20 protein-coding genes are annotated in these 21,743 nt (G+C 71.3%); 13 read left to right on the forward strand and 7 right to left on the reverse strand.

The window, feature by feature from the left end; genetic code table 11:
* Nucleotides 1-16: 16 nt before the first annotated feature.
* The 4 genes from AB1046_RS01225 to AB1046_RS01240 form a co-directional block, all read right to left on the reverse strand.
* Nucleotides 17-904: an amino acid ABC transporter permease gene (locus AB1046_RS01225; protein WP_369371961.1), complete on the reverse strand. Its 888-nt coding sequence runs from the start codon at nucleotides 902-904 to the stop codon at nucleotides 17-19.
* On the reverse strand, nucleotides 901-1,590 hold the full coding sequence (locus AB1046_RS01230; RefSeq protein WP_369371962.1) for an ABC transporter permease subunit: 690 nt from the start codon (nucleotides 1,588-1,590) through the stop codon (nucleotides 901-903). The genes AB1046_RS01225 and AB1046_RS01230 overlap by 4 nt, the downstream gene beginning before the upstream one ends.
* Nucleotides 1,591-1,729: 139 nt before the next feature.
* Complete coding sequence (locus tag AB1046_RS01235; protein ID WP_369371963.1) at nucleotides 1,730-2,581, reverse strand: glutamate ABC transporter substrate-binding protein; 852 nt, start codon at nucleotides 2,579-2,581, stop codon at nucleotides 1,730-1,732.
* Between the two features lie 69 nt (nucleotides 2,582-2,650).
* On the reverse strand, nucleotides 2,651-3,466 hold the full coding sequence (locus tag AB1046_RS01240) for an amino acid ABC transporter ATP-binding protein (RefSeq protein ID WP_369371964.1): 816 nt from the start codon (nucleotides 3,464-3,466) through the stop codon (nucleotides 2,651-2,653).
* 212 nt (nucleotides 3,467-3,678) lie between these two features.
* Between AB1046_RS01240 and miaB the strand changes: the two genes are divergently transcribed.
* On the forward strand, nucleotides 3,679-5,337 hold the full coding sequence (gene miaB / locus AB1046_RS01245) for a tRNA (N6-isopentenyl adenosine(37)-C2)-methylthiotransferase MiaB (protein ID WP_369375537.1): 1,659 nt from the start codon (nucleotides 3,679-3,681) through the stop codon (nucleotides 5,335-5,337).
* 2 nt (nucleotides 5,338-5,339) lie between these two features.
* Here miaB and AB1046_RS01250 read toward each other — a convergent pair whose 3' ends face one another.
* Together AB1046_RS01250 and AB1046_RS01255 are read right to left on the reverse strand one after the other, a co-directional pair.
* On the reverse strand, nucleotides 5,340-5,915 hold the full coding sequence (locus AB1046_RS01250; RefSeq protein WP_369371965.1) for a YbjN domain-containing protein: 576 nt from the start codon (nucleotides 5,913-5,915) through the stop codon (nucleotides 5,340-5,342).
* Complete coding sequence (locus AB1046_RS01255; RefSeq protein WP_369371966.1) at nucleotides 5,912-6,511, reverse strand: YbjN domain-containing protein; 600 nt, start codon at nucleotides 6,509-6,511, stop codon at nucleotides 5,912-5,914. The genes AB1046_RS01250 and AB1046_RS01255 overlap by 4 nt, the downstream gene beginning before the upstream one ends.
* 110 nt (nucleotides 6,512-6,621) lie before the next feature.
* Between AB1046_RS01255 and AB1046_RS01260 the strand changes: the two genes are divergently transcribed.
* From AB1046_RS01260 to dapF, 3 genes are read left to right on the forward strand one after another with little or no spacing between them, the layout of a single operon-like run.
* On the forward strand, nucleotides 6,622-7,233 hold the full coding sequence (locus AB1046_RS01260) for a hypothetical protein (RefSeq protein WP_369371967.1): 612 nt from the start codon (nucleotides 6,622-6,624) through the stop codon (nucleotides 7,231-7,233).
* A gap of 54 nt (nucleotides 7,234-7,287) precedes the next feature.
* Nucleotides 7,288-8,289, forward strand: a complete 1,002-nt coding sequence (gene miaA / locus AB1046_RS01265) for a tRNA (adenosine(37)-N6)-dimethylallyltransferase MiaA (protein ID WP_369371968.1) — start codon at nucleotides 7,288-7,290, stop codon at nucleotides 8,287-8,289.
* Nucleotides 8,286-9,251 (forward strand): diaminopimelate epimerase, encoded by a 966-nt coding sequence (gene dapF, locus AB1046_RS01270; RefSeq protein WP_369371969.1) that lies wholly within the window; start codon nucleotides 8,286-8,288, stop codon nucleotides 9,249-9,251. The genes miaA and dapF overlap by 4 nt, the downstream gene beginning before the upstream one ends.
* Nucleotides 9,252-9,299: 48 nt before the next feature.
* On the opposite strand, the gene AB1046_RS01275 is transcribed toward dapF, so the two are convergent.
* The gene (locus AB1046_RS01275) at nucleotides 9,300-9,899 is read right to left on the reverse strand and encodes a class I SAM-dependent methyltransferase (RefSeq protein WP_369371971.1); all 600 of its coding nucleotides are present in this window, start codon (nucleotides 9,897-9,899) and stop codon (nucleotides 9,300-9,302) included.
* A gap of 53 nt (nucleotides 9,900-9,952) precedes the next feature.
* On the opposite strand from AB1046_RS01275, the gene AB1046_RS01280 reads away from it, so the two are divergent.
* The 9 genes from AB1046_RS01280 (at nucleotide 9,953) to AB1046_RS01320 (ending at nucleotide 21,705) form a co-directional block, all read left to right on the forward strand.
* Nucleotides 9,953-10,609 (forward strand): GNAT family N-acetyltransferase, encoded by a 657-nt coding sequence (locus AB1046_RS01280; RefSeq protein ID WP_369371972.1) that lies wholly within the window; start codon nucleotides 9,953-9,955, stop codon nucleotides 10,607-10,609.
* A gap of 174 nt (nucleotides 10,610-10,783) precedes the next feature.
* On the forward strand, nucleotides 10,784-12,325 hold the full coding sequence (gene hflX / locus AB1046_RS01285) for a GTPase HflX (protein WP_369371973.1): 1,542 nt from the start codon (nucleotides 10,784-10,786) through the stop codon (nucleotides 12,323-12,325).
* Between the two features lie 97 nt (nucleotides 12,326-12,422).
* On the forward strand, nucleotides 12,423-13,442 hold the full coding sequence (locus tag AB1046_RS01290) for a LacI family DNA-binding transcriptional regulator (protein WP_369371974.1): 1,020 nt from the start codon (nucleotides 12,423-12,425) through the stop codon (nucleotides 13,440-13,442).
* A gap of 53 nt (nucleotides 13,443-13,495) precedes the next feature.
* Nucleotides 13,496-15,172, forward strand: a complete 1,677-nt coding sequence (locus AB1046_RS01295; protein WP_369371975.1) for a glycoside hydrolase family 13 protein — start codon at nucleotides 13,496-13,498, stop codon at nucleotides 15,170-15,172.
* A gap of 76 nt (nucleotides 15,173-15,248) precedes the next feature.
* A complete protein-coding gene (locus AB1046_RS01300; protein WP_369371976.1) occupies nucleotides 15,249-16,622 on the forward strand; it encodes an ABC transporter substrate-binding protein in 1,374 nt (457 codons plus the stop codon).
* A 6-nt stretch (nucleotides 16,623-16,628) separates the two neighbouring features.
* Entirely contained in the window at nucleotides 16,629-17,594 is a 966-nt protein-coding gene (locus tag AB1046_RS01305) for a carbohydrate ABC transporter permease (protein WP_369371977.1), read from the forward strand.
* 36 nt (nucleotides 17,595-17,630) lie between these two features.
* Entirely contained in the window at nucleotides 17,631-18,560 is a 930-nt protein-coding gene (locus AB1046_RS01310) for a carbohydrate ABC transporter permease (RefSeq protein ID WP_369371979.1), read from the forward strand.
* Nucleotides 18,561-18,642: 82 nt separating this feature from the next.
* The gene (locus AB1046_RS01315; RefSeq protein WP_369371980.1) at nucleotides 18,643-20,718 is read left to right on the forward strand and encodes an ATP-dependent DNA helicase; all 2,076 of its coding nucleotides are present in this window, start codon (nucleotides 18,643-18,645) and stop codon (nucleotides 20,716-20,718) included.
* A gap of 9 nt (nucleotides 20,719-20,727) precedes the next feature.
* Nucleotides 20,728-21,705: an L-lactate dehydrogenase gene (locus AB1046_RS01320; protein WP_369371981.1), complete on the forward strand. Its 978-nt coding sequence runs from the start codon at nucleotides 20,728-20,730 to the stop codon at nucleotides 21,703-21,705.
* Nucleotides 21,706-21,743: the final 38 nt, after the last annotated feature.

Raw genomic sequence — 21,743 nt, forward strand, 5'->3', positions numbered from 1 at the left:
GTACCCGGGCCACAGCTCAGATGCTGTTGGGGCCGCCGGCCGCCGTCGCGATCGCCGTCGGGTTCCCGATGCCGGTGCCCTCGATCGTGGGCGCCGCCGTCCGGCTGGACAGCAGCCGCGCCAGCCGGTGTGCCACGACAGTGAGCAGCCAGTTGATCAGGATGAACACGACCGCCACGATGATCAGCGCCTGCAGCGGGTTCTGCTCGTTGGCCGAGAGGATCTGGGCCGACCGGAGCAGCTCGGAGTACAGGATGAACTGACCGAGCGCCGAGTCCTTGAGTACCACCACGAGCTGCGACACCATCGCGGGCAGCATGGCGACCAGGGCCTGCGGAAGCTGGATCGAGCGAAGTACCTGCCCGGGGGTCAGACCGATCGCCAGCCCTGCCTCGCCCTGCCCCTTCGGCAGGTTCCCGACGCCGGCCCGCACCAGCTCCGCGATGACGGAGCCGTTGTACAGGACGAGGGCCAGCACCACCGCGGCGAACGGCCGGTCGGCGATCCACTGGGCCTGCGCCGAGAAGAAGCTGTAGAAGAAGATCATCATCAGCAGCACGGGCACCGCGCGGAAGAACTCCACGACCACACCCGAGACCGCTCGGACCGCCCGGTTGGCCGACAGCCGGCCCATGCCGAAGAGGATGCCGAACAGGACCGCGCCGACCGTGGCGAACAGCGCTGACCGCAGCGTGTTCTGCAGGCCCGGCAGGTAGTAGTACTGCCAGGCCTCGGCGGACACGGCGTTCAGCCAGAGCGACGACTCGAACTGGCCCCGCTCGTTCAGGACGAGGACGAGCCAGCCGAGACCGGCGAGCACCGCCAGTGCAGCGACGGTGTTGCCGACGACGGAGAAGGCCCGGGCGCGGGGCCCCGGGATGTCGAACAGGATGGAGGCGCTCATCGCTGCACCGCCAGTCGGGTGGACAGCCAGGTGGTGGCCAGCCCGATCGGGATCACGAGGAGCACGTAGCCCACCGCGAAGGTCAGGAAGATCGCGACCATGAGGTCGGGTCGGAACTCGATCATGGTCCTCATCAGCGACGACGTCTCGGTGGCGACCGACGCGGCGGCAGCGACGGTCGAGTTCTTCAGCAGCGCGATGAGCGTGTTGCCCAGCGGCGCGATGGCTCCGCGGAACGCCTGCGGAAAGATGATCAGCCGCGCGGCGGGCAGAAACGAGAGCCCGATGGCCCGCGCGGCCTCGGCCTGCCCCACCGGCACCGTGTTCACGCCGGACCGGATGGCCTCGCAGACAAATGCGGCGTGATAGACGGACAGCCCGATCACCGCGAACCAGAAGAACGTGACGTCGAGCTGGTCCGAGAGCGTGATCCCGAGCTGCGAGAACACCACCAGGTACATGAACGTGAGGATGATCGTCAGGGGTGTGTTCCGGAAGATGGTCACGTAGGCGGTGCCGGCCCACTGGAGCGATGCGATCGGTGAGATGCGCATCAGCGCGAGTACGGAGCCGAGCAGCAGGGACAGCAGTGCGGCCCAGAACGTGAGCTGGATGTTGACCCAGAACGCGCCCAGGACGTCGAACCGCGCGAAGAGCTCGGCGAACCCGGCGAAGAAGTCGTCCACGGTCACCTTTCAGGAGGGGTGGTCAGGGTGTCTCGGCAGGAGCCGACGACACCGGACGTGCCCGGCGCAGGACCGGCAGCCAGCCAGGGGAGGCGGACGGTCCCGCGTCGGGCACGCTGGATCAGGGGTGGTCAGCGGGTCAGGCGCAGGCGTCGACCGTCGGCGGGTTCAGGTCGGCGTTCGGCGTGTAGCCGGTGCCCTCGGTGTTGGAGGTCACCAGCTCCTCCCAGGTGCCGTCCTCGATCATCTGCGTGATCGCGGCGTTGACCTCTTCGCACCGCTCCGTGCTGCCCAGCGGCAGGCCCACGCCGTAACGCTCCTCCGAGAAGGGTGCGCCGACAACCTTGAACTCGCCGGCGTTCTCCTCGGTCGCGGCCAGGCCGGCCAGGATGATGTCGTCAGTGGTGACGGCGTCGACCGCGCCCGAGGCGAGGGCAGTGGCGCACTCGGCGTAGCCGCCGCGCTCCACGAGCTGCACGCCCTCGGCGTAGTCGTCCTTGATGTTCTGCGCCGACGTCGATCCGGTGACCGAGCAGAGGTTCTTGCCCTCCAGGGTCTCCGGGCCGGTGATGTCGGTGTTGTCGGCCGCGACCAGCAGGTCCTGGCCGGCGATGAAGTACGGGCCGGCGAAGTCGATGAGCTCCTTGCGCTCGTCGTTGATCGAGTACGTGGCGAAGATCATGTCCACGTCGCCGTTCTGCAGGGCCGTCTCGCGGTTGGCCGAGATGGTCTCGACCCACTCGATCTGGTCCTCGGTGTACCCGAGCTCACCCGCGACGTAGCGGGCGACATCGGTGTCGAAGCCCGTGAACGTGTCGCCGTCCTGCAGGCCGAGGCCCGGCTGGTCGTACTTGATGCCGATGCGGATCGTGTCGCCGCCAGCAGCGGTGTCCTCGCCGGACGGCGCGCCGGGCTCGGCGCTGCCGCACGCGGAGAGTGCGAGAGTCGAGGCAGCCGCCATCGCCAGGAGGCCCATGGTGTGCTTACGCATGATTGCCCTTCGGTAGTGCGGGGCCCGGTACTGGACCCCGAGGGGGTGGGGATCAGTCGGTGAAAAGGTTCAGTGGGTCAGGATCTTGGACAGGAAGTCGCGGGCCCGGTCGCTCTTGGGCGCCGTGAAGAACTCCTCGGGGGGAGCCTCTTCGACGATCTGGCCGTCCGCCATGAAGACCACCCGGTCGGCGGCCTTGCGGGCGAAGCCCATCTCGTGGGTGACGACGATCATCGTCATCCCCTCCTGAGCGAGCGCGACCATGGCGTCGAGCACCTCGTTGACCATCTCGGGGTCGAGGGCTGACGTCGGTTCGTCGAAGAGCATCACCTTGGGCTGCATCGCCAGGGCTCGTGCGATCGCCACGCGTTGCTGCTGGCCGCCGGACAGCTGGGCGGGCATCTTGCCCGCCTGGTTGCCGACGCCCACGCGGTCGAGCAGCTTTCGGGCCTGCTCCTGTGCGTCCTTCTTGTTCAGCCCGCGGACCTTGCGCGGCCCGAGCGTCACGTTGTCGAGCACGGTCTTGTGCGCGAACAGGTTGAACGACTGGAAGACCATCCCGACCTCGGCGCGCAGCTGGGCGAGGGCCTTGCCCTCCTCGGGCAGCTCCTTGCCGTCGACGGCGATGGTGCCGTCGTCGATGGTCTCGAGCCGGTTGATCGCGCGGCACAGCGTGGACTTGCCGGAGCCGGACGGACCGATCACGACCAGCACTTCACCCTTGCGGACGGTGAGGTTGATGTCCTGCAAGACGTGCAGCGCGCCGAAGTGCTTGTTCACGTGCGTCAGCTCGACGAGGGGCGCCCCGAGGGCACGGTCCGGCGTCGGAGCGTCCGCGATCTCGTCGGCCACCGGTTGGTCGGTGGGCGAGGTGCTCTGGTCCATCCCTTGAACCTAACGATCCGATGTTTCAAGGACCAAGTCGACGGGTCATCGGGGCACAACGTTTCGGTAACAGATGCCCGCTTTGGGGCTGAAACTTCACGGTTCGGCGCGGTTCGGTGCGGCAGGGCGGGGGTCGTAAGATCGTGGGGATGTCCACGACCGTCCTGCCCCCAGTCCTGCCCGACGCCGCCGCGACCGCCACCTCGACCGGAATGTCGACCAGTACCTCGACCGGTACCGCCGTCCGCGACGAGGTGTCCGAGCTGCCGCCGCGCACCTACCTGGTGCGCACTCTGGGCTGCCAGATGAACGTGCACGACTCGGAGCACATGGCGGGCATGCTCGAACAGGCCGGCTACACCCGCGCGTCGAGCCAGGATGAGGCGGCCAGCTCGGCCGACGTCGTAGTGATCAACACGTGCGCCGTGCGCGAGAACGCGGCCAACAAGCTCTACGGGAACCTCGGCCAGCTCGCGAGCATCAAGGCCGCCCGGCCGGGCATGCAGATCGCCGTCGGCGGCTGCCTGGCCCAGAAGGACCGGGGCGACATCGTCTCGAAGGCGCCGTGGGTCGACGTCGTGTTCGGCACCCACAACCTCGACGCCCTGCCGGTGCTGCTGGAGCGTGCCCGGCACAACGAGGCGGCGCAGGTCGAGATCGCGGAGTCGCTGCAGGTCTTCCCGTCCACGCTGCCGACCAGGCGCGAGTCCGTCTACGCCGGCTGGGTCAGCATCTCGGTGGGCTGCAACAACACCTGCACCTTCTGCATAGTGCCGCACCTGCGCGGCAAGGAGCGCGACCGGCGCCCGGGCGAGGTCCTCGCCGAGGTCGAGGCGCTGGTGGCCGCCGGCGCGATCGAGGTGACGCTGCTGGGGCAGAACGTGAACAGCTACGGCGTCGAGTTCGGTGACCGCGGCGCGTTCGCCAAGCTCCTGCGCGCGTGCGGCCGGATCGAGGGGCTGGAGCGGGTGCGGTTCACGTCCCCGCACCCGGCGGCGTTCACCGACGACGTCATCGCCGCCATGGCCGAGACGGAGAACGTGATGCCGCAGCTGCACATGCCGCTGCAGTCCGGCTCCGACCGGATCCTGCGCGCGATGCGCCGCTCCTACCGCTCGGAGAAGTTCCTCGGCATCCTCGACCGCGTCCGCGCGGTGATCCCTGATGCCTCGATCACCACCGACATCATCGTCGGTTTCCCCGGCGAGACCGAGGAGGACTTCGCCGAGACCCTACGTGTGGTCGAGGCCTCCCGGTTCAGCTCGGCGTTCAGCTTCCAGTACTCGCCGCGCCCCGGTACGCCCGCCGCGACCATGGCGGACCAGCTGCCCAAGGAGGTAGTGCAGGAGCGGTTCGAGCGTCTGCTCGCCCTGCAGGAGCGCGTCGGCGCCGAGGAGGCGCAGCGACAGGTCGGCCGCACCCTGGAGGTGCTGGTCGCCGAGGGTTCCGGTCGCAAGGACGGTGCGCGGCACCGCCTGTCGGGTCGTGCCGCGGACAACCGGCTGGTGCACTTCGGTCTGCCCCCGCTGCCCGACGACGCCTCGGCCGGCTCGGGCACGCACCTCGCCGACACGGACCTCACGCAGGCGCCCGTCAGCCTGAGCGACCCCCGCCTGGCCGACGTCGTGCCCGACGGGCTGACCCGTCCCGGCGACATGGTGACCGTGACCGTCACCAAGGCCGCGCCGCACCATCTCATCGCCGACCCGGTTGCGGCGGGCCCGCTCCGCGTGCGCCGCACGCGCTCGGGCGACGCCTGGGCCGCCCGCGAGAAGGCACGGCTCGGCGGGGGAGAGGACCAGCACTCGCACGGCACGCCCGCGCCGTCGGGCCCGGTATCGCTGGGCCTGCCCACCCTGCGCGCGAGGTAACGCTACTTCGTCGTGTCGTCCGGGTTTGCCGGGTCGGCGTCCGACGGCGGCGCCAGCGACGCAACAGTGGAGAAGAACTGGCTGGCCGTGACCAGGCCGCACGACACGGTCTGGGCGAGCTGGTCCTCGGTGGCGCCGTGCTCGAAGTCCACCGACACCTCGGCGTACAGGGCGAGGCCCGAGCTTTCCTCACGCGTATAGACCTTGGGCCAGATGCGCTCGCGGTTCCAGTCGTTCGCTGCCTGCAGCACGGCCAGGCGGGACGCCGCAGGCAGGGCACCGGCCCAGCGGCCGCGCACCTGCAGGATCTCGTCGTGCTCACCGAGCAGCAGGAACCAGAACCGGTTGCCGTCCCACGTCCCGGTGACGTCGCCGTCGTCGTCGATGCGGAACCGGTAGCCGCGGCGCGAGAGGTCGTCACCGACCCGCTGGGTGCTCAGCGGTCGCGGCTTCTCGATCTGGACGTCGGCGATCGTGCGGGTCTGCATGCCGGAGCCGCGCCGGGCCGCCGGCGGGCGCGGGTTGAGCAGCCGCTTGAGCCAGCGGCCTGCTCCGCCTCCACTCCGGGCCGGGCTCACGGTGCGGACCGCAGGGGATCGGGGAACGTCTCGTCCAGGTGCTCGAAGAACATCGAGCCAGTGGTCAGCCCGCACTGCAGCAGCTGGTCCAGCTGGTCCTCCGTGACGCCGTGCTCCAGGTCGACGGTGACCTCGGTGTAGACGAGCACCGCACCGTTGTCGCGGACCCGGACGTACGTCTTGGGCCAGATGCGCTCGGCGTTCCACTCGTTGCAGAGCTCGAGGATCTGCTCCAGCCGCTCGATAGTGAGATCCCGGTGCCACTGCCCGCGCACCTGGAGCACCTCGGAGCTCTCGCCGACCATCAGGAAGTAGAACAGCCAGCCGTGCCACAGGCCGCCGACATCACCCTCGGAGTCCACGAAGTAGCTGAACCCGTTGTCGCCCAGCCACTCCACGACACGGTCGCGGGTCAGGGGCCGGGTGATCGAGGAGGGATCGTCGAGTCCGCCCGTCAGCTCTCGCAGCAGCACACCCTCGACCTGTGCGCGCAGCTCGTCGTCGTCGAGTTCCTTGGGCTCGGGCTGTTGCGGGCTGGTGGCCGCGCGGTCGCCGTCGCCCGCCGTGTTCCGGCGTCGTGACCCGAAAAACCTCACCAGCCCACAGTACCCGCCAGACCCCTCGATCCGCTGCGTCGAAGGTAGGAGAAAGGGGGTGGAATCGGCCACGAACGGCTGGAGCCCGCACGCGGTGCTAGTTTCGCGAAGTGCGCGCCCTGATCCTGCCCGCGACACCGCTGCTCGTCCCCGGGCTCACCCCTGGCCTGAGGCCCGACCCGCTGGGCACCGTCCGCCGGGCGGTGGCCACGGCGCTGGCCGGGCTGATCGCCGACGGTCACCTACCCCTGGTCCTGGCCCACGGGCCAGCGCTCAGGTGGGGGCGGCTGCGGCCGTCCCTGGCTGGTTCGGGCATCAGTGACCGCTGGCTGCCCGGCCTCCGGGCGTGGCACGACCTGCCGGCCGCGGGAACCGGCGCCTCGGTGGCGCTCCTGGCGCTCGCGGACGTGCTCGGCGAGCGGGTCGCGGACGTCGAGACGCTGGAGGTGCCGCCGGACTGGGACTGGGTCGACGGCGCCTTGCCCGACGACGCCCCGCCGTCGGGCGGCGGGCCGGCTGAACTGCTCCGCGACGCTCGCGGCCTGGTCGTCGCGGGCGGGGGAGCACCCGGCAGCCCGGACGCCGCCCCGGACGCGCTGACGGACGGGATCCGGGCGGCTCTGCGCGTGGCGGGCGCCGACGCGTGGGGCGTGCAGGCCCAGGTCTTCGAGCAGTCGCACGGACACCTGCCGGCGCAGTACCGGGTGACCACCCTGTTGTGATGCCTCGGGCGTCCCTGTCGTGAGGCCATCGGCGTCGGCCCGTAAAGTGGCCGGGTGATCGTTGTCGCCGTCGTGGGGCCTACTGCCACCGGAAAATCGGACCTCGCGCTCGACCTGGCCGAGGCGCTGGCCGCGTCCGGCACTGCAGTCGGCACGGCACCCGCCGAGATCGTCAACGCCGACGCCTTCCAGCTCTACCGCGGCATGGACGTCGGCACGGCCAAGGTGCCGCCGGCCGAGCGGCGCGGGATCGTGCACCACCAGCTCGACGTGCTGGACCCCGCGCAGGACGCCTCGGTCGCGCGCTACCAGGAGGCGGGGCGGGCCGACCTGGACACGATCGCCGGCCGGGGTGCGCGCGCCGTCGTCGTCGGCGGGTCGGGGCTGTACGTGCGAGCCCTGCTGGACGCCATGGACTTCCCTGGCACCGACCCGGAGGTCCGGGAGCGACTGGAGGCACGCGCCGAGGCGGAGGGCCGCCGCGCCCTGCACGCCGAGCTCGCGGGCCTGGACCCGCAGGCAGCGGAGAGCATCGGCCCGCACAACACGCGCCGCATAGTGCGCGCGCTGGAGGTCATCGAGCTCACCGGCCAGCCGTACACCGCGAACCTGCCGCGGCAGGAGTACGTGCGGCCGGCGGTACAGATCGGGCTGGACTGCCCACGCGAGGTGCTCGACGCGCGAGTCGCCGGCCGCGTGGACCGCATGTGGGCCGCGGGCCTCGTGGACGAGGTGCGCGCCCTGGCCAGCCCCGAGCAGGGCGGCACCGGGTCCGGCCTGGGGGTCACCGCCGCGCGCGCCGTCGGCTACGCCGAGGTGCTCGCCTGGTGGCGCGGCGAGCTCACCGAGGGCGAGGCCCGCGAGGCGATCACCGCGAACACGCGGCGGCTGGCCCGCAAGCAGATGGGCTGGTTCGGCCGCGACCCGCGTGTGCACTGGTTGGACGCCGCCTCGCCGCACCTGCTGGAGGACGCCCTCGCGATCGTGTCCGACGCCGATGCCGGGACCCTGCCGGTTGCGGGGACCGATCCGGTGCGCCGTAGCCTGGGTTCATGACGCAGCCTGCGGCCAGCCCTGTGCCCTCCACCCCGACTCCCGGCACGCTCGCCTTCACCAAGGGCCACGGCACCCAGAACGACTTCGTGCTGATCGCGGACCCGGAGGGTGTCCTCGACCTCAGCCGGGACGACGTGCGCCGGCTGGCCGACCGCCGCAGCGGCATCGGCGGCGACGGCGTGATCCGGCTCGCCCCGACGGCGGCGCTCGCGCGCGCGGGCGAGCAGGCCGCCCAGGACGCCCTGGCCGAGGACCCGACCGCCGAGTGGTTCATGGACTATCACAACGCCGACGGCTCGGTCGCCGAGATGTGCGGCAACGGCGTGCGCGTCTTCGCAGCGTTCGCGGAGCAAGAGGGGCTCGCGGACCTGTCCGTCGGCCCGCTCAGCCTCGGCACGCGCGCCGGCGTCAAGCGCGTCACCAAGGAACCCGGCGGCTGGTACGCCGTCGACATGGGCCCCTGGTTCCTGCCCGGTGGTGATCCCGCCGTCGCGAACGGGTACGACGCCGCGGTCGCCGTCCACGGCTGGAGCGCACCCCGGCCGGCCCTGAGCGTGGACCTCGGCAACCCACACACCGTCGTCGCCCTCGCGAGCGTGGACGAGCTCGCGGGGCTCGAGCTCTTCCACGCCCCCGAGGTAGCGCCCGTGCCGCCGCGCGGTACCAACGTCGAGCTCGTGGTGCCGCTCGGCGAGGAGGAGGGGCCGGACGGCGTCGTCGGCCGCCTGCGCATGCGCGTGCACGAACGTGGTGTCGGCGAGACGCCGTCGTGCGGCACCGGGGCCTGCGCCGCGGCGCTCGCGGTGCGCACCTGGCAGGGCGGGTCGTCCGGCGACGGCGCGCCTGACACGTGGATCGTCGAGGTGCCGGGCGGCGAGGTGCGGGTGCGGGTCCTGCCGAGCGGCAACGTCGAGCTGGCCGGCCCGGCGGAGCTGGTCTACTCGGGTCAGTTCGCCCGCTAGGCGCAGCCACGCCGAGGCTTGCCCGCTAGGCGCCGCCAAACACGGGCGTCAGCGTGTGACGCGCAGGACCCGGAAGCCGTTCGACGTCGTCTCCCGCTCGACCGGCAGGCCCAGCGTGTCGGTGATCCAGCGCGCGAGCGAGTCCGACCCCAGGTTCTTCTGCACCACGAGCCACGCCTCGGCGTCGTCCGCCAGCCTGGGGAGCCAGCGCGTCAGGAGCTCGTGCAGCGCGGGCTTGCCCACTCGGATCGGCGGGTTGGACCAGCACGTGTCGAACTCCAGGCCGTCCGGCACGTCGTCGGGCAGGACCGCGCGGACATTGCCCAGACCGAGCCGCTCGGCATTACGGCGCACCAGGTCCAGCGCGCGCTCGTTGACGTCGATCGCCCACACGGTCGCGTGGGGCGCCTCCAGCGCCAGGCGGATCGTGATAGGCCCCCAGCCGCACCCTAGGTCGAGCAGATTGCCCGACGGCGGGGGTGCGGGCGCCTCGTTCAGCAGCACCGCGGTGCCCTTGTCGACCCCGCCGGGGGAGAAGACCCCGGACGCCACCTCGACCTCCAGCGCGCGACCGGCAAGGTGGACGATGCGGGTGCGGCGCTCGTCGTCCGAGGCAGGCTGGGCGGTGAAGTAGTGGTCGGTGGACACGCGCACGATCCTAGGCGCTTGCCGCTCGTCGCGACCGGTGCCAGCCTGCCGACATGGAGATCGCTGAGGCCACCGGGGACCGGTGGGACGACGTGCAGACCGTGTTCGGCACGCGCGGCGGCGCCCATCAGTGCCAGTGCCAGCGCATCCGGCTCGGTGATCGCGCCTGGTGGTACATGCCGGTCGAGGAGCGCGCCCACCACCTGCGGGAGCAGCTTGATGCGGGGCCGGATGCCGACACGGCGGCAGGCCACGACTCAGTGGCCGACGGCGACCCGGCCGCGGGCAGCGATACGGGCGGGGTCGCGCCGACGTCGGGCGCCCTGATCGGCTACATCGACGGTGAGCCCGCCGGGTGGGTGGCCGTGGCGCCCCGCACCGAGTTCGTCCGGTACCGCGGCAGCCAGGTCCCGTGGGCGGGCCGGCACGAGGACAAGGACGACGACGGCGTCTGGGCGATCACCTGCTTCGCTGTGCGCGCCGGTTACCGCAAGCAGGGCCTGATGTACGAGCTGGCGGCCGCCGCCGTCGAGCATGCGCGGGAGCGGGGTGCCGACGCCGTGGAGGGGTACCCGATCGTCCCGGACCCGGGAAAGGACATCTCCTGGGGCGAGGTCAACGTCGGCACGCCCGGCCCGTTCGCGTCGGCGGGGCTGACGGAGGTCAGCCGCCCGACGAAGCGGCGCCGGGTGATGCGGCTGGACTTCTGACCCGTCAGAGTTCCCCTTGCTCGATGCCAGTTCGTGTGGTTGATACAACCAAGACGGACAAGGTCGAGCAACGCGGCCACCACCGGCAGTCCGGCGGAAAGACATAGCCGTGGGACTTTCGGCCGTGGGATCCTTGTTGTACGAACGTAAGAACAATCGAGAGTTAGGTAGTACATGACCCACACCCCGACAGAGCCCGAGCTCCCCGCAGAGGAGACGCCCGAACTCCGCGCCGGCCAGGCAGACGCCCAGGCGATCGCGAACGATGTCGTGGCACGGGTTCTCGCTCGGGCGGGGACCGCACGTGCCGACGGCGACACGGTGCACACCGTGGCCGACGGAGACCAGCTGGAGCTTGAGGAGCGCACCGCGCTGCGCCGCGTGGCCGGTCTGTCGACCGAGCTCGAGGACGTCACCGAGGTCGAGTACCGGCAGCTTCGGCTGGAGAAGGTGGTCCTGGTCGGCCTGTTCACGGGTGGTGAGCACGCCGCCCGTGACGCCGAGATCTCCCTGCGTGAGCTCGCGGCACTGGCCGAGACGGCGGGTTCCCAGGTGCTGGACGGCATGCTGCAGCGCCGGCAGAAGCCCGATCCGGGCACCTACCTGGGTTCCGGCAAGGCCCTTGAGCTGGCCCAGGTGGTCCTGGCGACGGGCGCCGACACCGTGATCGTCGACGGCGAGCTCGCCCCGTCCCAGCGCCGCGCGCTGGAGGACGTGGTGAAGGTCAAGGTCGTCGACCGCACGGCCCTGATCCTCGACATCTTCGCGCAGCACGCGAAGTCCCGTGAGGGCAAGGCGCAGGTCGAGCTCGCGCAGCTGGAGTACCTCCTGCCGCGCCTGCGCGGCTGGGGTGACTCGATGTCCCGCCAGGCCGGTGGCCAGGTGGGCGGCGCGGGCGCGGGCATGGGCTCGCGCGGTCCCGGTGAGACCAAGATCGAGCTGGACCGACGGCGCATCCGCGACCGCATGGCCAAGCTGCGGCGCGAGATCAACGCGATGAAGCCGGCGCGCGAGACCAAGCGGCTGAGCCGCAAGCGCAACGCGATCCCGGCGGTCGCCATCGCGGGCTACACCAACGCCGGCAAGTCCTCGCTGCTGAACGCGCTCACCGGCGCGGGCGTGCTGGTCGAGAACGCGCTGTTCGCGACGCTGGACCCGACCGTGCGGCGCACCAAGACCGAGGACGGCCGCGTCTACACGCTGACGGACACGGTCGGGTTCGTGCGGCACCTGCCGCACCAGCTCGTCGAGGCGTTCCGGTCCACGCTGGAGGAGGTCGGCGACGCCGACATCCTGCTGCACGTGGTCGACGCGTCCCACCCGGACCCGGAGGGGCAGATCGCGGCGGTGCGCGAGGTGCTGTCCGAGCTCCCGGCCTTCGAGGACGTCCGCGAGATCGTGGTGCTGAACAAGGCCGACATCGCCGACCCGACGGTCGTCGGCCGCATCCAGCGGCGCGAGCGGCACACCGCCGTCGTCTCGGCGCACTCGGGTGAGGGGATCGCCGAGCTGCGCGCGCGCATCTCGGACGAGCTGCCTCGTCCGGGCATCGCGATCGACCTCGTGGTCCCGTACGAGCGGGGAGACCTGGTGCACCGCGTGCACGAGCACGGTGACATCGACCTGTCCGAGCACGTGGCGGCCGGTACGCACCTGCGCGGTCGGGTGGACGAGCAGCTCGCGTCCGAGCTGCATCGGGTCGCCGTAGCGTCCTGATCCACGGCCGACGCGCCGTCGTCGGCCACGCAAGCCGCTTGCAGGAGCCCGCAATTCCTGCAAGCGGCTTGCGTGCTTCGGGACTAGGATCGACGACATGTCGAGACGGCTTGCGGATGTGGCGAAGAAGGTAGGGGTCAGCGAGGCGACGGTGAGCCGTGTCCTCAACGGGAAGCCCGGCGTGTCCCAGGGCACTCGGGACGCAGTGCTCACGGCCCTCGACGTGCTGGGCTACGAGCGGCCCACCAAGCTGCGCGGCAGTCGCGGCAAGCTCGTCGGGCTCGTCCTGCCGGAGCTCGTGAACCCGATCTTCCCCGCGTTCGCCGAGGTGATCGGCGGCGCGCTGGCGCAGCAGGGGTACACCCCGGTGCTCTGCACCCGCACGGCCGGCGGTATCACCGAGGCCGAGTACATCGACCTCCTGCTGGCGCAGCAGGTCTCGGGGGTGATCTTTGCCGGTGGTTTTTATGCCGAGCGCGAGGCCGACCACACGCACTACCGGCGGCTGGAGGACCTGGGCCTGCCCGTGGTGCTCATGAACGCGGCGATCGAGGACCTCAAGTTCCCGAGCGTGGCCTGCGACGATCTCGTGGCGATCGAGCAGGCGATGGGCCACGTGGCGTCCCTGGGGCACCAGCGGATCGGCCTGCTGCTCGGCCCGGCGGACCACGTGCCCTCCGAGCGCAAGCTCGCCGCCGCCCGCCGGTTCGCCAAGGCGCACTCCCTGAAGCTCGATTCCGACCTGGTGGTGCACTCGCAGTACTCCCTGGAGAGCGGGCAGGCCGCCGCCAACCGGCTGATCGAGCGGGGCGCAACGGCGATCGTCTGCGCCAGCGACCCGCTCGCCCTCGGCGCGATCCGGGCCGTGCGCCGGGTCGGCCTGACGTGCCCGGGCGACGTGTCCGTCGTCGGCTTCGACGACTCGGCCCTGATGAACTCCACCGACCCGGCGCTGACCACCGTGCGCCAGCCGATCGAGCCCATGGGCCGAGCCGCCGTGGACCTGCTCGCGGCGCTCATCGACGGCAGCGACGTGCCGCGCGACGAGCTGCTCTTCGAGCCCGAGCTCGTGGTCCGCGCCTCCACCGCCGCAGCGAAGGTTGTCGCGAATCAATAACCATCCTGTCAAGTTCTTGCGCGACTGTTGTCATGTGACTTACGGTTCACCGCATGACGACGACGTCCGAGCCGCCAGTGGAGCCGCAGCCCACCACCCCCGCGTGGTGGCGCAGCGCCGTGATCTACCAGATCTACCCGCGCAGCTTCGCGGACGGGAACGGCGACGGGACCGGTGACCTCGCCGGCGTCCGCGCGCGGCTCCCGTACCTGCGTGACCTGGGCGTGGACGCCATCTGGTACACGCCCTGGTACGTCTCGCCCCTGGCGGACGGCGGATACGACGTGCGCGACTACCGCCAGATCGACCCGGCGTTCGGCACGCTCGAGGACGCCGAGGCGCTGATCGCCGAGGCGCGCGAGCTGGGCATCCGGACCATCGTCGACGTCGTCCCCAACCACATCTCCGCGGAGCACGAGTGGTTCCGCGCCGCGCTCGCGGCGGGCCCGGGCTCGCCGGAGCGCGAGCGGTTCTGGTTCCACGACGGCAAGGGCCCCGACGGGGCGGAGATGCCGACCGGCTGGGTCTCGAGCTTCCAGGGCCAGACCTGGACCCGGACCACCGACCCGGACGGCACGCCCGGCCAGTGGTTCCTGCACCTGTTCACCCCCGAGCAGCCGGACCTCAACTGGAACCACCCGGACGTCCGCGAGGAGCACGAGGACGTCCTGCGGTTCTGGTTCGACCGCGGCGCGGCCGGCATCCGGATCGACTCTGCTGCGCTCATCATCAAGGACCCCGCGCTGCCGGAGGTTCCCGAGACGGCAGGCCCGGGGGAGCACCCCCACCTGGACCGCGACGAGATCCACGACGTCTACCGCGGCTGGCGCCGCGTCGCGGACTCCTACCCGGAGCCGCGGGTGCTGGTCGGCGAGGTATGGCTCGCCGACCACGAGCGGTTCGCCCAGTACCTGCGGCCCGACGAGATGCACACGGCGTTCAACTTCGACTTCATGGCGCGCCCCTGGGACGCGAAGGAGCTGCGCGAGTCGATCCGGACCACGCTGGAGGCGCACGCCCCCGTCGGGGCGCCGGCCACCTGGGTGCTCTCCAACCACGACGTGACCCGGCCCGTGACGCGCTACGGCCGCGAGGACTCGTCGTTCGACTTCGCCGCCAAGCGGTTCGGCACGCCGTCCGACGTGGAGCTCGGCACCCGCCGGGCGCGGGCGGCGGCGGTGCTGACCGCGGCGCTGCCCGGCGCCCTGTACGTCTACCAGGGCGACGAGCTCGGCCTGCCCGAGGCGGACGTGCCGCGCAAGCTCATCCAGGACCCCATGTACTTCCGGTCCGAGGGTGTGGACCCGGGCCGCGACGGCTGCCGCGTCCCCCTCCCGTGGACGCGCGCAGGCTCCAGCCTCGGTTTCGGGCCCGACGGCGGGGCGGCACCCTGGCTGCCCCAGCCCGAGGCATGGTCCGGCTACTCGGTCGAGGCGCAGGACGCCGACCCCGACTCGATGCTGAGCCTCTACCGGCGGGTGCTCCACCTGCGACGTGAGCTTCCGGCGCTGCACGCCGAGGAGCTGGCGTGGCTGGACCTCGCCCTCGATCTCGACACCGAGGGCGACGACGTCCTCGCGTTCACCCGCGGCCCGGGCTTCGCCTGCGTCGTCAACCTCGGGACGACGCCCGTCCCGCTGCCCGCCGGGGCGATCCCCCTCCTGGCGAGCGCCCCCGTCGACGGCGTCGTCGGACCCGACACCGCGGTCTGGCTCCGGCTGCCGTCCTGACCCTCAATTTCCTGCCACCTCAGAAGTACTTTCCCCAGAAGTGCTGCCCCCCGCGGCACACGACCAAGGAGTGACGATGAAGTCAGCACAGAAGCGCGCGACGTTCGCCCTGGTGGGCGTCCTGTCGGTCGCGGGATCCCTCACCGCCTGCGGGTCGTCGACGGATCCCGCCGACGACCCCACCGGCCCGGTGACCATCGAGGTCTCCATCGACGCCGGCCTGGAGCAGGCCGCGATCGACGCGTTCGACGAGCGCATCGCGCAGTTCGAGGAGGCCAACCCGGACATCCAGGTGGAGACCAAGGAGTTCACCTGGGAGGGCACGACGTTCGCCGCCGAGCTGGCCGGCGGCACGCTGCCGGACACCTTCCCGATCCCGTTCACCGACGGCCGCGCGCTCATCGCGGCGGGGCAGATCGCTGACGTCAGCGGCCTCGTGGCCGAGCTGCCGTACGCGGACCAGTTCAACCCCACCATCGCCGCCGCGGGCCAGGACGCCGAAGGCAACATGTGGGCCATCCCGGTCGCCGCGTACAACCAGGGCCTGCACTACAACCGGGCGCTGTTCGAGCAGGCCGGCCTCGACCCGGACAACCCGCCCGCCACCTGGGACGAGGTGCGCGAGGCGGCCAGGACCATCTCGGAAGAGACCGGCCAGGCCGGCTACGCCCACATGACGCAGGGCAACACCGGCGGGTGGATCCTCACCACCGAGACCTACGCGCTCGGCGGCCGCCTGGTCGAGGGTGAGGGCGAGGAGGCGACCGCGACCGTCGACAACGACGCGACGGTGGCCGCGCTGGAGATGCTCCAGGACATGCGCTGGGAGGACAACTCCATGGGCGCCAACTTCCTGTACGACTGGACCACCATCAACCAGGACTTCGCGGCCGGCAAGATCGGCATGTACGTCTCAGGTGGCGGCAACTACCCGAACCTGTTCACGCAGAACCAGATGAACCCGGACGAGTACGGGGTCACCGTGCTGCCCCTGGAGGGCGACAACGCCGGCACGCTCGGTGGCGGCACGCTCCAGGCCGTGAGCTCGGCGGCGTCGGAGGCCGAGCAGGCCGCAGCGGTCAAGTGGATCGACTTCTACTACATCTCCAAGCTGACCGACCAGGAGGCCGCGGTCGCGGAGGCCGAGGTCGCCGCCGAGACCGACCAGCCCGTCGGGGCGCCCGCCCTGCCGATCTTCGACCGGGCGACGTACGAGGAGCAGCAGAGCTGGATCGCCGACCTCGTCAACGTCCCGCTGGAGAACTTCGCGCCGATGACCAGCCAGATGTTCGACCAGGAGGTCATCCCCGAGCCCGCCGTCGCCACCCAGGACGTGTACGCGGCCCTCGACCCGGTGGTCCAGGCGGTGCTGACGGACGAGAACGCGGACATCGACGCACTCCTCGCCGACGCGCAGACCCAGGTCCAGGGAATCCTCGACCGTAGCTGATCGGCGATGACCACTCTCTCCAGCTCGCCCCGGACGGTGACGGCTCCGCCGTCGCCGTCCGGGCCCCGCCGGCGTGCCCGCCGCACTCCCCGGGACTGGCTGCGCGACGGCGGCCTGAGCACCCTGATCATCGCGCTGCCGATGATCCTGGTGTTCGGGGTCTTCTCCTGGTTCCCGATCGGCCGGGCGCTCGTCATGAGCGTCCAGGAGACCAACCTCGTATCGGTCCCGGAGTTCGTGGGGCTCGACAACTTCGTGTTCGTGCTGCAGGACCCGCTCCTGGGCAAGGCAGTGCTGAACACGCTGTGGTTCGCCGTGCTCGCGCTCGTGTTCGGCTACCCGCTGCCGCTGTTCGCGGCAGTGCTGATGAGCGAGCTGCGGCGGATGCGCGGCCTGTTCTCGGCGCTGGCCTACCTGCCCGTCGTCGTGCCGCCCGTCGTGGCCGTGCTGCTGTGGAAGTTCTTCTACGACGGCTCCGCCAGCGGGGTGTTCAACACCATCGCCGGCTGGGTGGGCCTCGGGCCCTACCCGTGGCTCCAGGACGCGGACAGCGCCATGCCGTCCCTGGTGCTGGAGGCGACGTGGGCGGCCGCCGGCGGGACGGTCATCATCTACCTCGCCGCCCTCGTCGGGGTGCGGACCGAGCTCTACGAGGCTGCCGAGGTGGACGGTGCGGGCGTCTGGCGCAAGATCTGGCACGTGACGCTGCCGCAGCTGCGCGGCGTTCTCTTCATAACGCTGATCCTGCAGATCATCGGCACGTCGCAGGTGTTCCTGGAACCCTTCCTGTTCACCGGCGGCGGCCCCAACAACGCGACCCTCACGATCCTCATGCTGATCTACGACTACGCGTTCGGGAGCAGCCTCGGCGGCAACTACGGGGCGGCGACCGCCCTGAGCCTCATGCTCGCAGGCGTCCTGGCCATCCTCTCCGCGGTGTACTTCCGCGTGACCCGACCGTGGAGCAGCTGATGACCATGGCGCAGCTAATGACAGGGAGCAGCTGACATGGCAGCGAACAACCAGACGGCGACGCTCGCCCGTCGGCGCACCGAGCCCGCCGGCGAGCGGGGGATCATCTCGTCGCACGACCGGCGCAGGCCGAGCGTCCGGGGCTCCCTCGGCGTGCTGCAGGGTGGCCTGCTGATCGGCCTGGTCGTCGTCGGGCTCGGGCCGATCCTCTGGCTCGCGAAGGCCGCCGTCACCCCCACGCAGGAGACCCTGCGCAACCCGCTGGGGCTGTTCCCCACCGGGGTCGACTGGGCCAACCTCGCCACCGCCTGGACCCGCGCCGAGATCGACCACTACTTCGTCAACACGGTGATCGTCGCGGTCGGCGCCTGGTTCTTCCAGATCCTGGTCGCGACGACGGGCGGCTACGTGCTGTCCGTGCTGCGGCCGCGGTACGGCAACGCGATCTTCGGCCTCGTCCTGGCGACCCTCTTCGTGCCGTCAGTGGTACTCCTCGTGCCGCTGTACCTGACCATCCTCGACGTGCCGATCGTGCACATCAGCCTGCTCAACACGTTCTGGGCGGTCTGGCTGCCCATGGGCGCCAGCGCGTTCAACGTGCTGCTCGTAAAACGGTTCTTCGACGGGCTCCCGCGCGAGATCTTCGAGGCCGCCCGCGTCGACGGTGCCGGACCCTTCCGGCTGCTGTGGAGCATCGTGCTGCCGATGTCGAAGCCCATCCTCGGCGTCGTCTCCGTGTTCGCCGTCATAGCCGCGTGGAAGGACTACCTCTGGCCGCTGCTGGTGCTGCCCGACCCGCAGAACCAGCCCCTGTCCGTGCGACTGCCTGCCATCGCCCCGTACCTGGAGCTCGACGTGTTCCTCGCGGCGCTCGCGATCTCGACAGTGCTGCCGATCGCACTGTTCCTCGGCTTCCAGCGCCTGTTCCTCAGCGGCGCCGGGCTGGGTGGGGCGGTCAAGGGATAGGGGCAGGACAGGCCCCGGCCGACCCCTGGCGACTGTGGACGACGCGGGGTGGATGTCGGTGGTCCGGCCTAGGATCGAGCGTGTGACCACCGTTCCCGAGACGCCCATCAAAACCACTGCTGACGAGCGGATCCCCGACGTCGAGGAGCTCCTGGACCTCGCCGTCGGGGAGCTCGGCGGCGGGCGCCGGGACGGCCAGCATCGGATGGCCGTGGCGGTCGGCGAGGCGATCGAGAAGGGCGAGCACCTGCTCGTCCAGGCGGGGACGGGTACTGGCAAGTCGCTCGGCTACCTGGTGCCCGCCGTGCGGCACGCGGTGGCGGCGCAGAGCAAGGTCATCATCTCGACCGCGACCCTCGCGCTGCAGCGCCAGGTCATCACGCGCGACCTGCCGCTCGTGGCGAAGGCGGTGGCGCCGCAGCTGCCGCGCGAGCCGCGGATCGCGCTGCTCAAGGGCTGGCACAACTACCTGTGCGTGCACAAGATCGGCGGCGGATACCCCACCGACGAGCCCACGCTCTTCGACCTGCCCGGCGGCGAGGACCACCCGCGCACGGAGGAGGCCCCGGGATCCGGTGGCGCTCGCGGTAAGCGCAAGGACGACGGCGCGACGCTGGCCGACCACGTCCGCCGGCTGCACGAGTGGGCGGGCGAGACGGACTCGGGCGACCGCGACGACCTGGTGCCCGGCGTGCCCGACCGGGCCTGGCGCCAGGTGTCCGTGACCAGGATGGAGTGCCTGGGCAACAAGTGCCCGATGCTCGCCGAGTGCTTCCCGGACCACGCGCGGGCCGCCGCCCGCGACGCGGACGTCGTGGTGACCAACCACGCGATGCTCGGGATCGCGGCCACGGGCAGCCCGGGCGTGCTCCCGGAGCACGACGTCGTGGTGGTGGACGAGGCGCACGAGCTCACGGACCGCGTCACGTCGTCGGCCACCGTCGACCTGTCCATGGCCTCGGTGGAGAACGCGGCGCGGCTGGCCCGGCGGCACGCGGGCACGAACACCGACGCCCTCGACAAGGCAGCTCAGGACCTCGGGACCTTGCTGGTCACGGCGCCCGCCGAGCGGTTCCCGGACGGCCTGCCGGACGCGCTGCGCACCGCCGTCGGCGGGGTGCGTGACGCCGCGCGTGAGGTGCTGAGCACGCTCAAGCCGGACGCGGGCGGGGCCGCGGCGAAGGAGGCCGGCCAGCCCGACCCGGGGCTCAAGATGGCGCAGGGCGCCATGCTGCAGCTCTTCGAGACGGCCGAGCGCATGGCGCTGACGGACACGACGGCCGACGTGCTGTGGTGCTCGCGGCCGGAGAACGGCTGGGGCAGCTTCGGCGACAACGTGACGCGCCTGCACGCCGCGCCGTTGCACGTGGCCGGGCTGATCCGGATGCACCTGCTGGGCGAGTCGACAGGCATCTTCACGTCGGCCACGCTCGCGCTCGGCGGCACGTTCGACGCCGTCGCCGGCACGCTCGGGCTGAAGGGTCAGGACGCCCCGCCGTGGCAGGGCCTCGACGCCGGCAGCCCGTTCGACTACCCGCGCCAGGGCATCCTGTACGTGGCGCGGCACCTGCCCGCTCCCGGCCGGGAACCCACCACGGAGGCGCAGCTCGACGAGATCGCCGAGCTGATCACGGCAGCCGGGGGCCGCACGCTCGGCCTGTTCTCCTCCCGGCGCGCGGCCAACGCGGCGGCCGAGGCCATGCGCGAACGCCTGGACTTCCCGATCCTGGCGCAGGGCGACGACCAGCTACCCACCCTGGTGCGGCAGTTCGCCGAGGACCCGGCCACCTGCCTGTTCGGCACGCTCTCGCTGTGGCAGGGCGTGGACGTGCCGGGGCCGTCGTGCCAGCTCGTGCTGATCGACCGCATCCCGTTCCCGCGCCCGGACGACCCGGTCAAGGCGGCGCGCGCCCGCGCCGTCGAGCAGGCGGGCGGCAACGGGTTCATGGCGGTGTCCGCGCAGCACGCGGCACTGCTGCTTGCGCAGGGCTCGGGCCGCCTCGTGCGGAGCATGGACGACCGGGGGGTCGTGGCCGTCCTGGATCCCCGGCTCGCGACCGCGCGGTACGCGTCGTTCCTCACCAAGTCGATGCCCGGCTTCTGGCCCACGAACGACCCGGCCCTGGTCCGCGCCGCCCTCGCGCGGCTCGACACCTAGCCTGGAGGCATGACAGCACCGTCGGACGGTCCTTCTGTTTCTCCCACCACCAAGCTCGCGGTAGTGGGCGCCGGAGCGGTCGGGTCCACGCTCGCCTTCGCCGCGCTCGCCCGCGGAGCGGCGCGCACCATCGCCCTGCTCGACGTGGACAGGTCGAAGGTCGAGGCCGAGGTGCTCGACCTGCAGCACGGCCTGATGTTCACGCCCCAGGCGCACGTGATCGGCTCGGACGACGTGGCGGTCTGCGAGGGCGCCGACATCGTGGTGGTGACCGCCGGGGCGAAGCAGAAGCCCGGGCAGAGCCGGGTCGACCTCGCTGAGGGGACGATCGGCCTGATGCGCACGATCCTGCCGGGCCTGGTCGACGTCGCGCCCGACGCGACCTATCTGATGGTGACCAACCCCGTGGACGTAGTGACCTACGCGGCGCTCAAGATCTCCGGTCTGCCGCGGGAGCGGCTCTTCGGCAGCGGCACGGTCCTGGACTCGTCCCGGCTGCGGGTGGTGCTCGCCGAGCGGTGCGGGGTGGCGGTCGGGAACGTGCACGCGTACATCGCGGGCGAGCACGGCGACTCGGAGATCGCCCTGTGGAGCTCCGCCTCGATCGGCGGCGTACCGCTGCTCGACTGGGAACCGGTGGGCGACGCCCGGTCGATCGACGCCGCGATGCGCGCGGAGGTGCACCACGAGGTGGTCGACTCGGCCTACCGCATCATCGCGGGGAAGGGGGCCACCAACTACGCCGTCGGCCTGGCCGCTACCCGCATCATCGAGGCGGTGCTCAACGACGAACGGCGGATCATGCCGGTGTCCTCGCTGCTGGACGACTACTACGGCATCAGTGACGTCTGCCTGTCCGTGCCGTCACTGGTAGACGGGCGCGGTGTCACGGGCAACGTGCGCGTCCCGATGTCCGACGAGGAGCTGACAGGCCTGCGCGCGTCCGCGGACAGCGTCCGCGCGGTCCAGAAACGCTTCGGCTTCTGACTGACTGTCGTGCCAAGTGCGACGAGAACGGGGTTGTG

Origin of the sequence: Promicromonospora sp. Populi (assembly GCF_041081105.1) — a bacterium.
GTDB lineage: Bacteria > Actinomycetota > Actinomycetes > Actinomycetales > Cellulomonadaceae > Promicromonospora.

What these genes read in the sequence shown, in the direction of transcription:
- AB1046_RS01320 (WP_369371981.1), top strand. Translation starts at nt 20,728, where the DNA reads ATGACAGCACCGTCGGACGGTCCTTCTGTTTCTCCCACCACCAAGCTC.
- miaB (WP_369375537.1), top strand. Translation starts at nt 3,679, where the DNA reads ATGTCGACCAGTACCTCGACCGGTACCGCCGTCCGCGACGAGGTGTCC.
- dapF (WP_369371969.1), top strand. Translation starts at nt 8,286, where the DNA reads ATGACGCAGCCTGCGGCCAGCCCTGTGCCCTCCACCCCGACTCCCGGC.
- AB1046_RS01240 (WP_369371964.1), bottom strand. Translation starts at nt 3,466, where the DNA reads ATGGACCAGAGCACCTCGCCCACCGACCAACCGGTGGCCGACGAGATC.
- AB1046_RS01225 (WP_369371961.1), bottom strand. Translation starts at nt 904, where the DNA reads ATGAGCGCCTCCATCCTGTTCGACATCCCGGGGCCCCGCGCCCGGGCC.
- AB1046_RS01290 (WP_369371974.1), top strand. Translation starts at nt 12,423, where the DNA reads ATGTCGAGACGGCTTGCGGATGTGGCGAAGAAGGTAGGGGTCAGCGAG.
- hflX (WP_369371973.1), top strand. Translation starts at nt 10,784, where the DNA reads ATGACCCACACCCCGACAGAGCCCGAGCTCCCCGCAGAGGAGACGCCC.
- AB1046_RS01300 (WP_369371976.1), top strand. Translation starts at nt 15,249, where the DNA reads ATGAAGTCAGCACAGAAGCGCGCGACGTTCGCCCTGGTGGGCGTCCTG.
- AB1046_RS01280 (WP_369371972.1), top strand. Translation starts at nt 9,953, where the DNA reads ATGGAGATCGCTGAGGCCACCGGGGACCGGTGGGACGACGTGCAGACC.
- AB1046_RS01295 (WP_369371975.1), top strand. Translation starts at nt 13,496, where the DNA reads ATGACGACGACGTCCGAGCCGCCAGTGGAGCCGCAGCCCACCACCCCC.
- AB1046_RS01235 (WP_369371963.1), bottom strand. Translation starts at nt 2,581, where the DNA reads ATGCGTAAGCACACCATGGGCCTCCTGGCGATGGCGGCTGCCTCGACT.
- AB1046_RS01310 (WP_369371979.1), top strand. Translation starts at nt 17,631, where the DNA reads ATGGCAGCGAACAACCAGACGGCGACGCTCGCCCGTCGGCGCACCGAG.
- AB1046_RS01305 (WP_369371977.1), top strand. Translation starts at nt 16,629, where the DNA reads ATGACCACTCTCTCCAGCTCGCCCCGGACGGTGACGGCTCCGCCGTCG.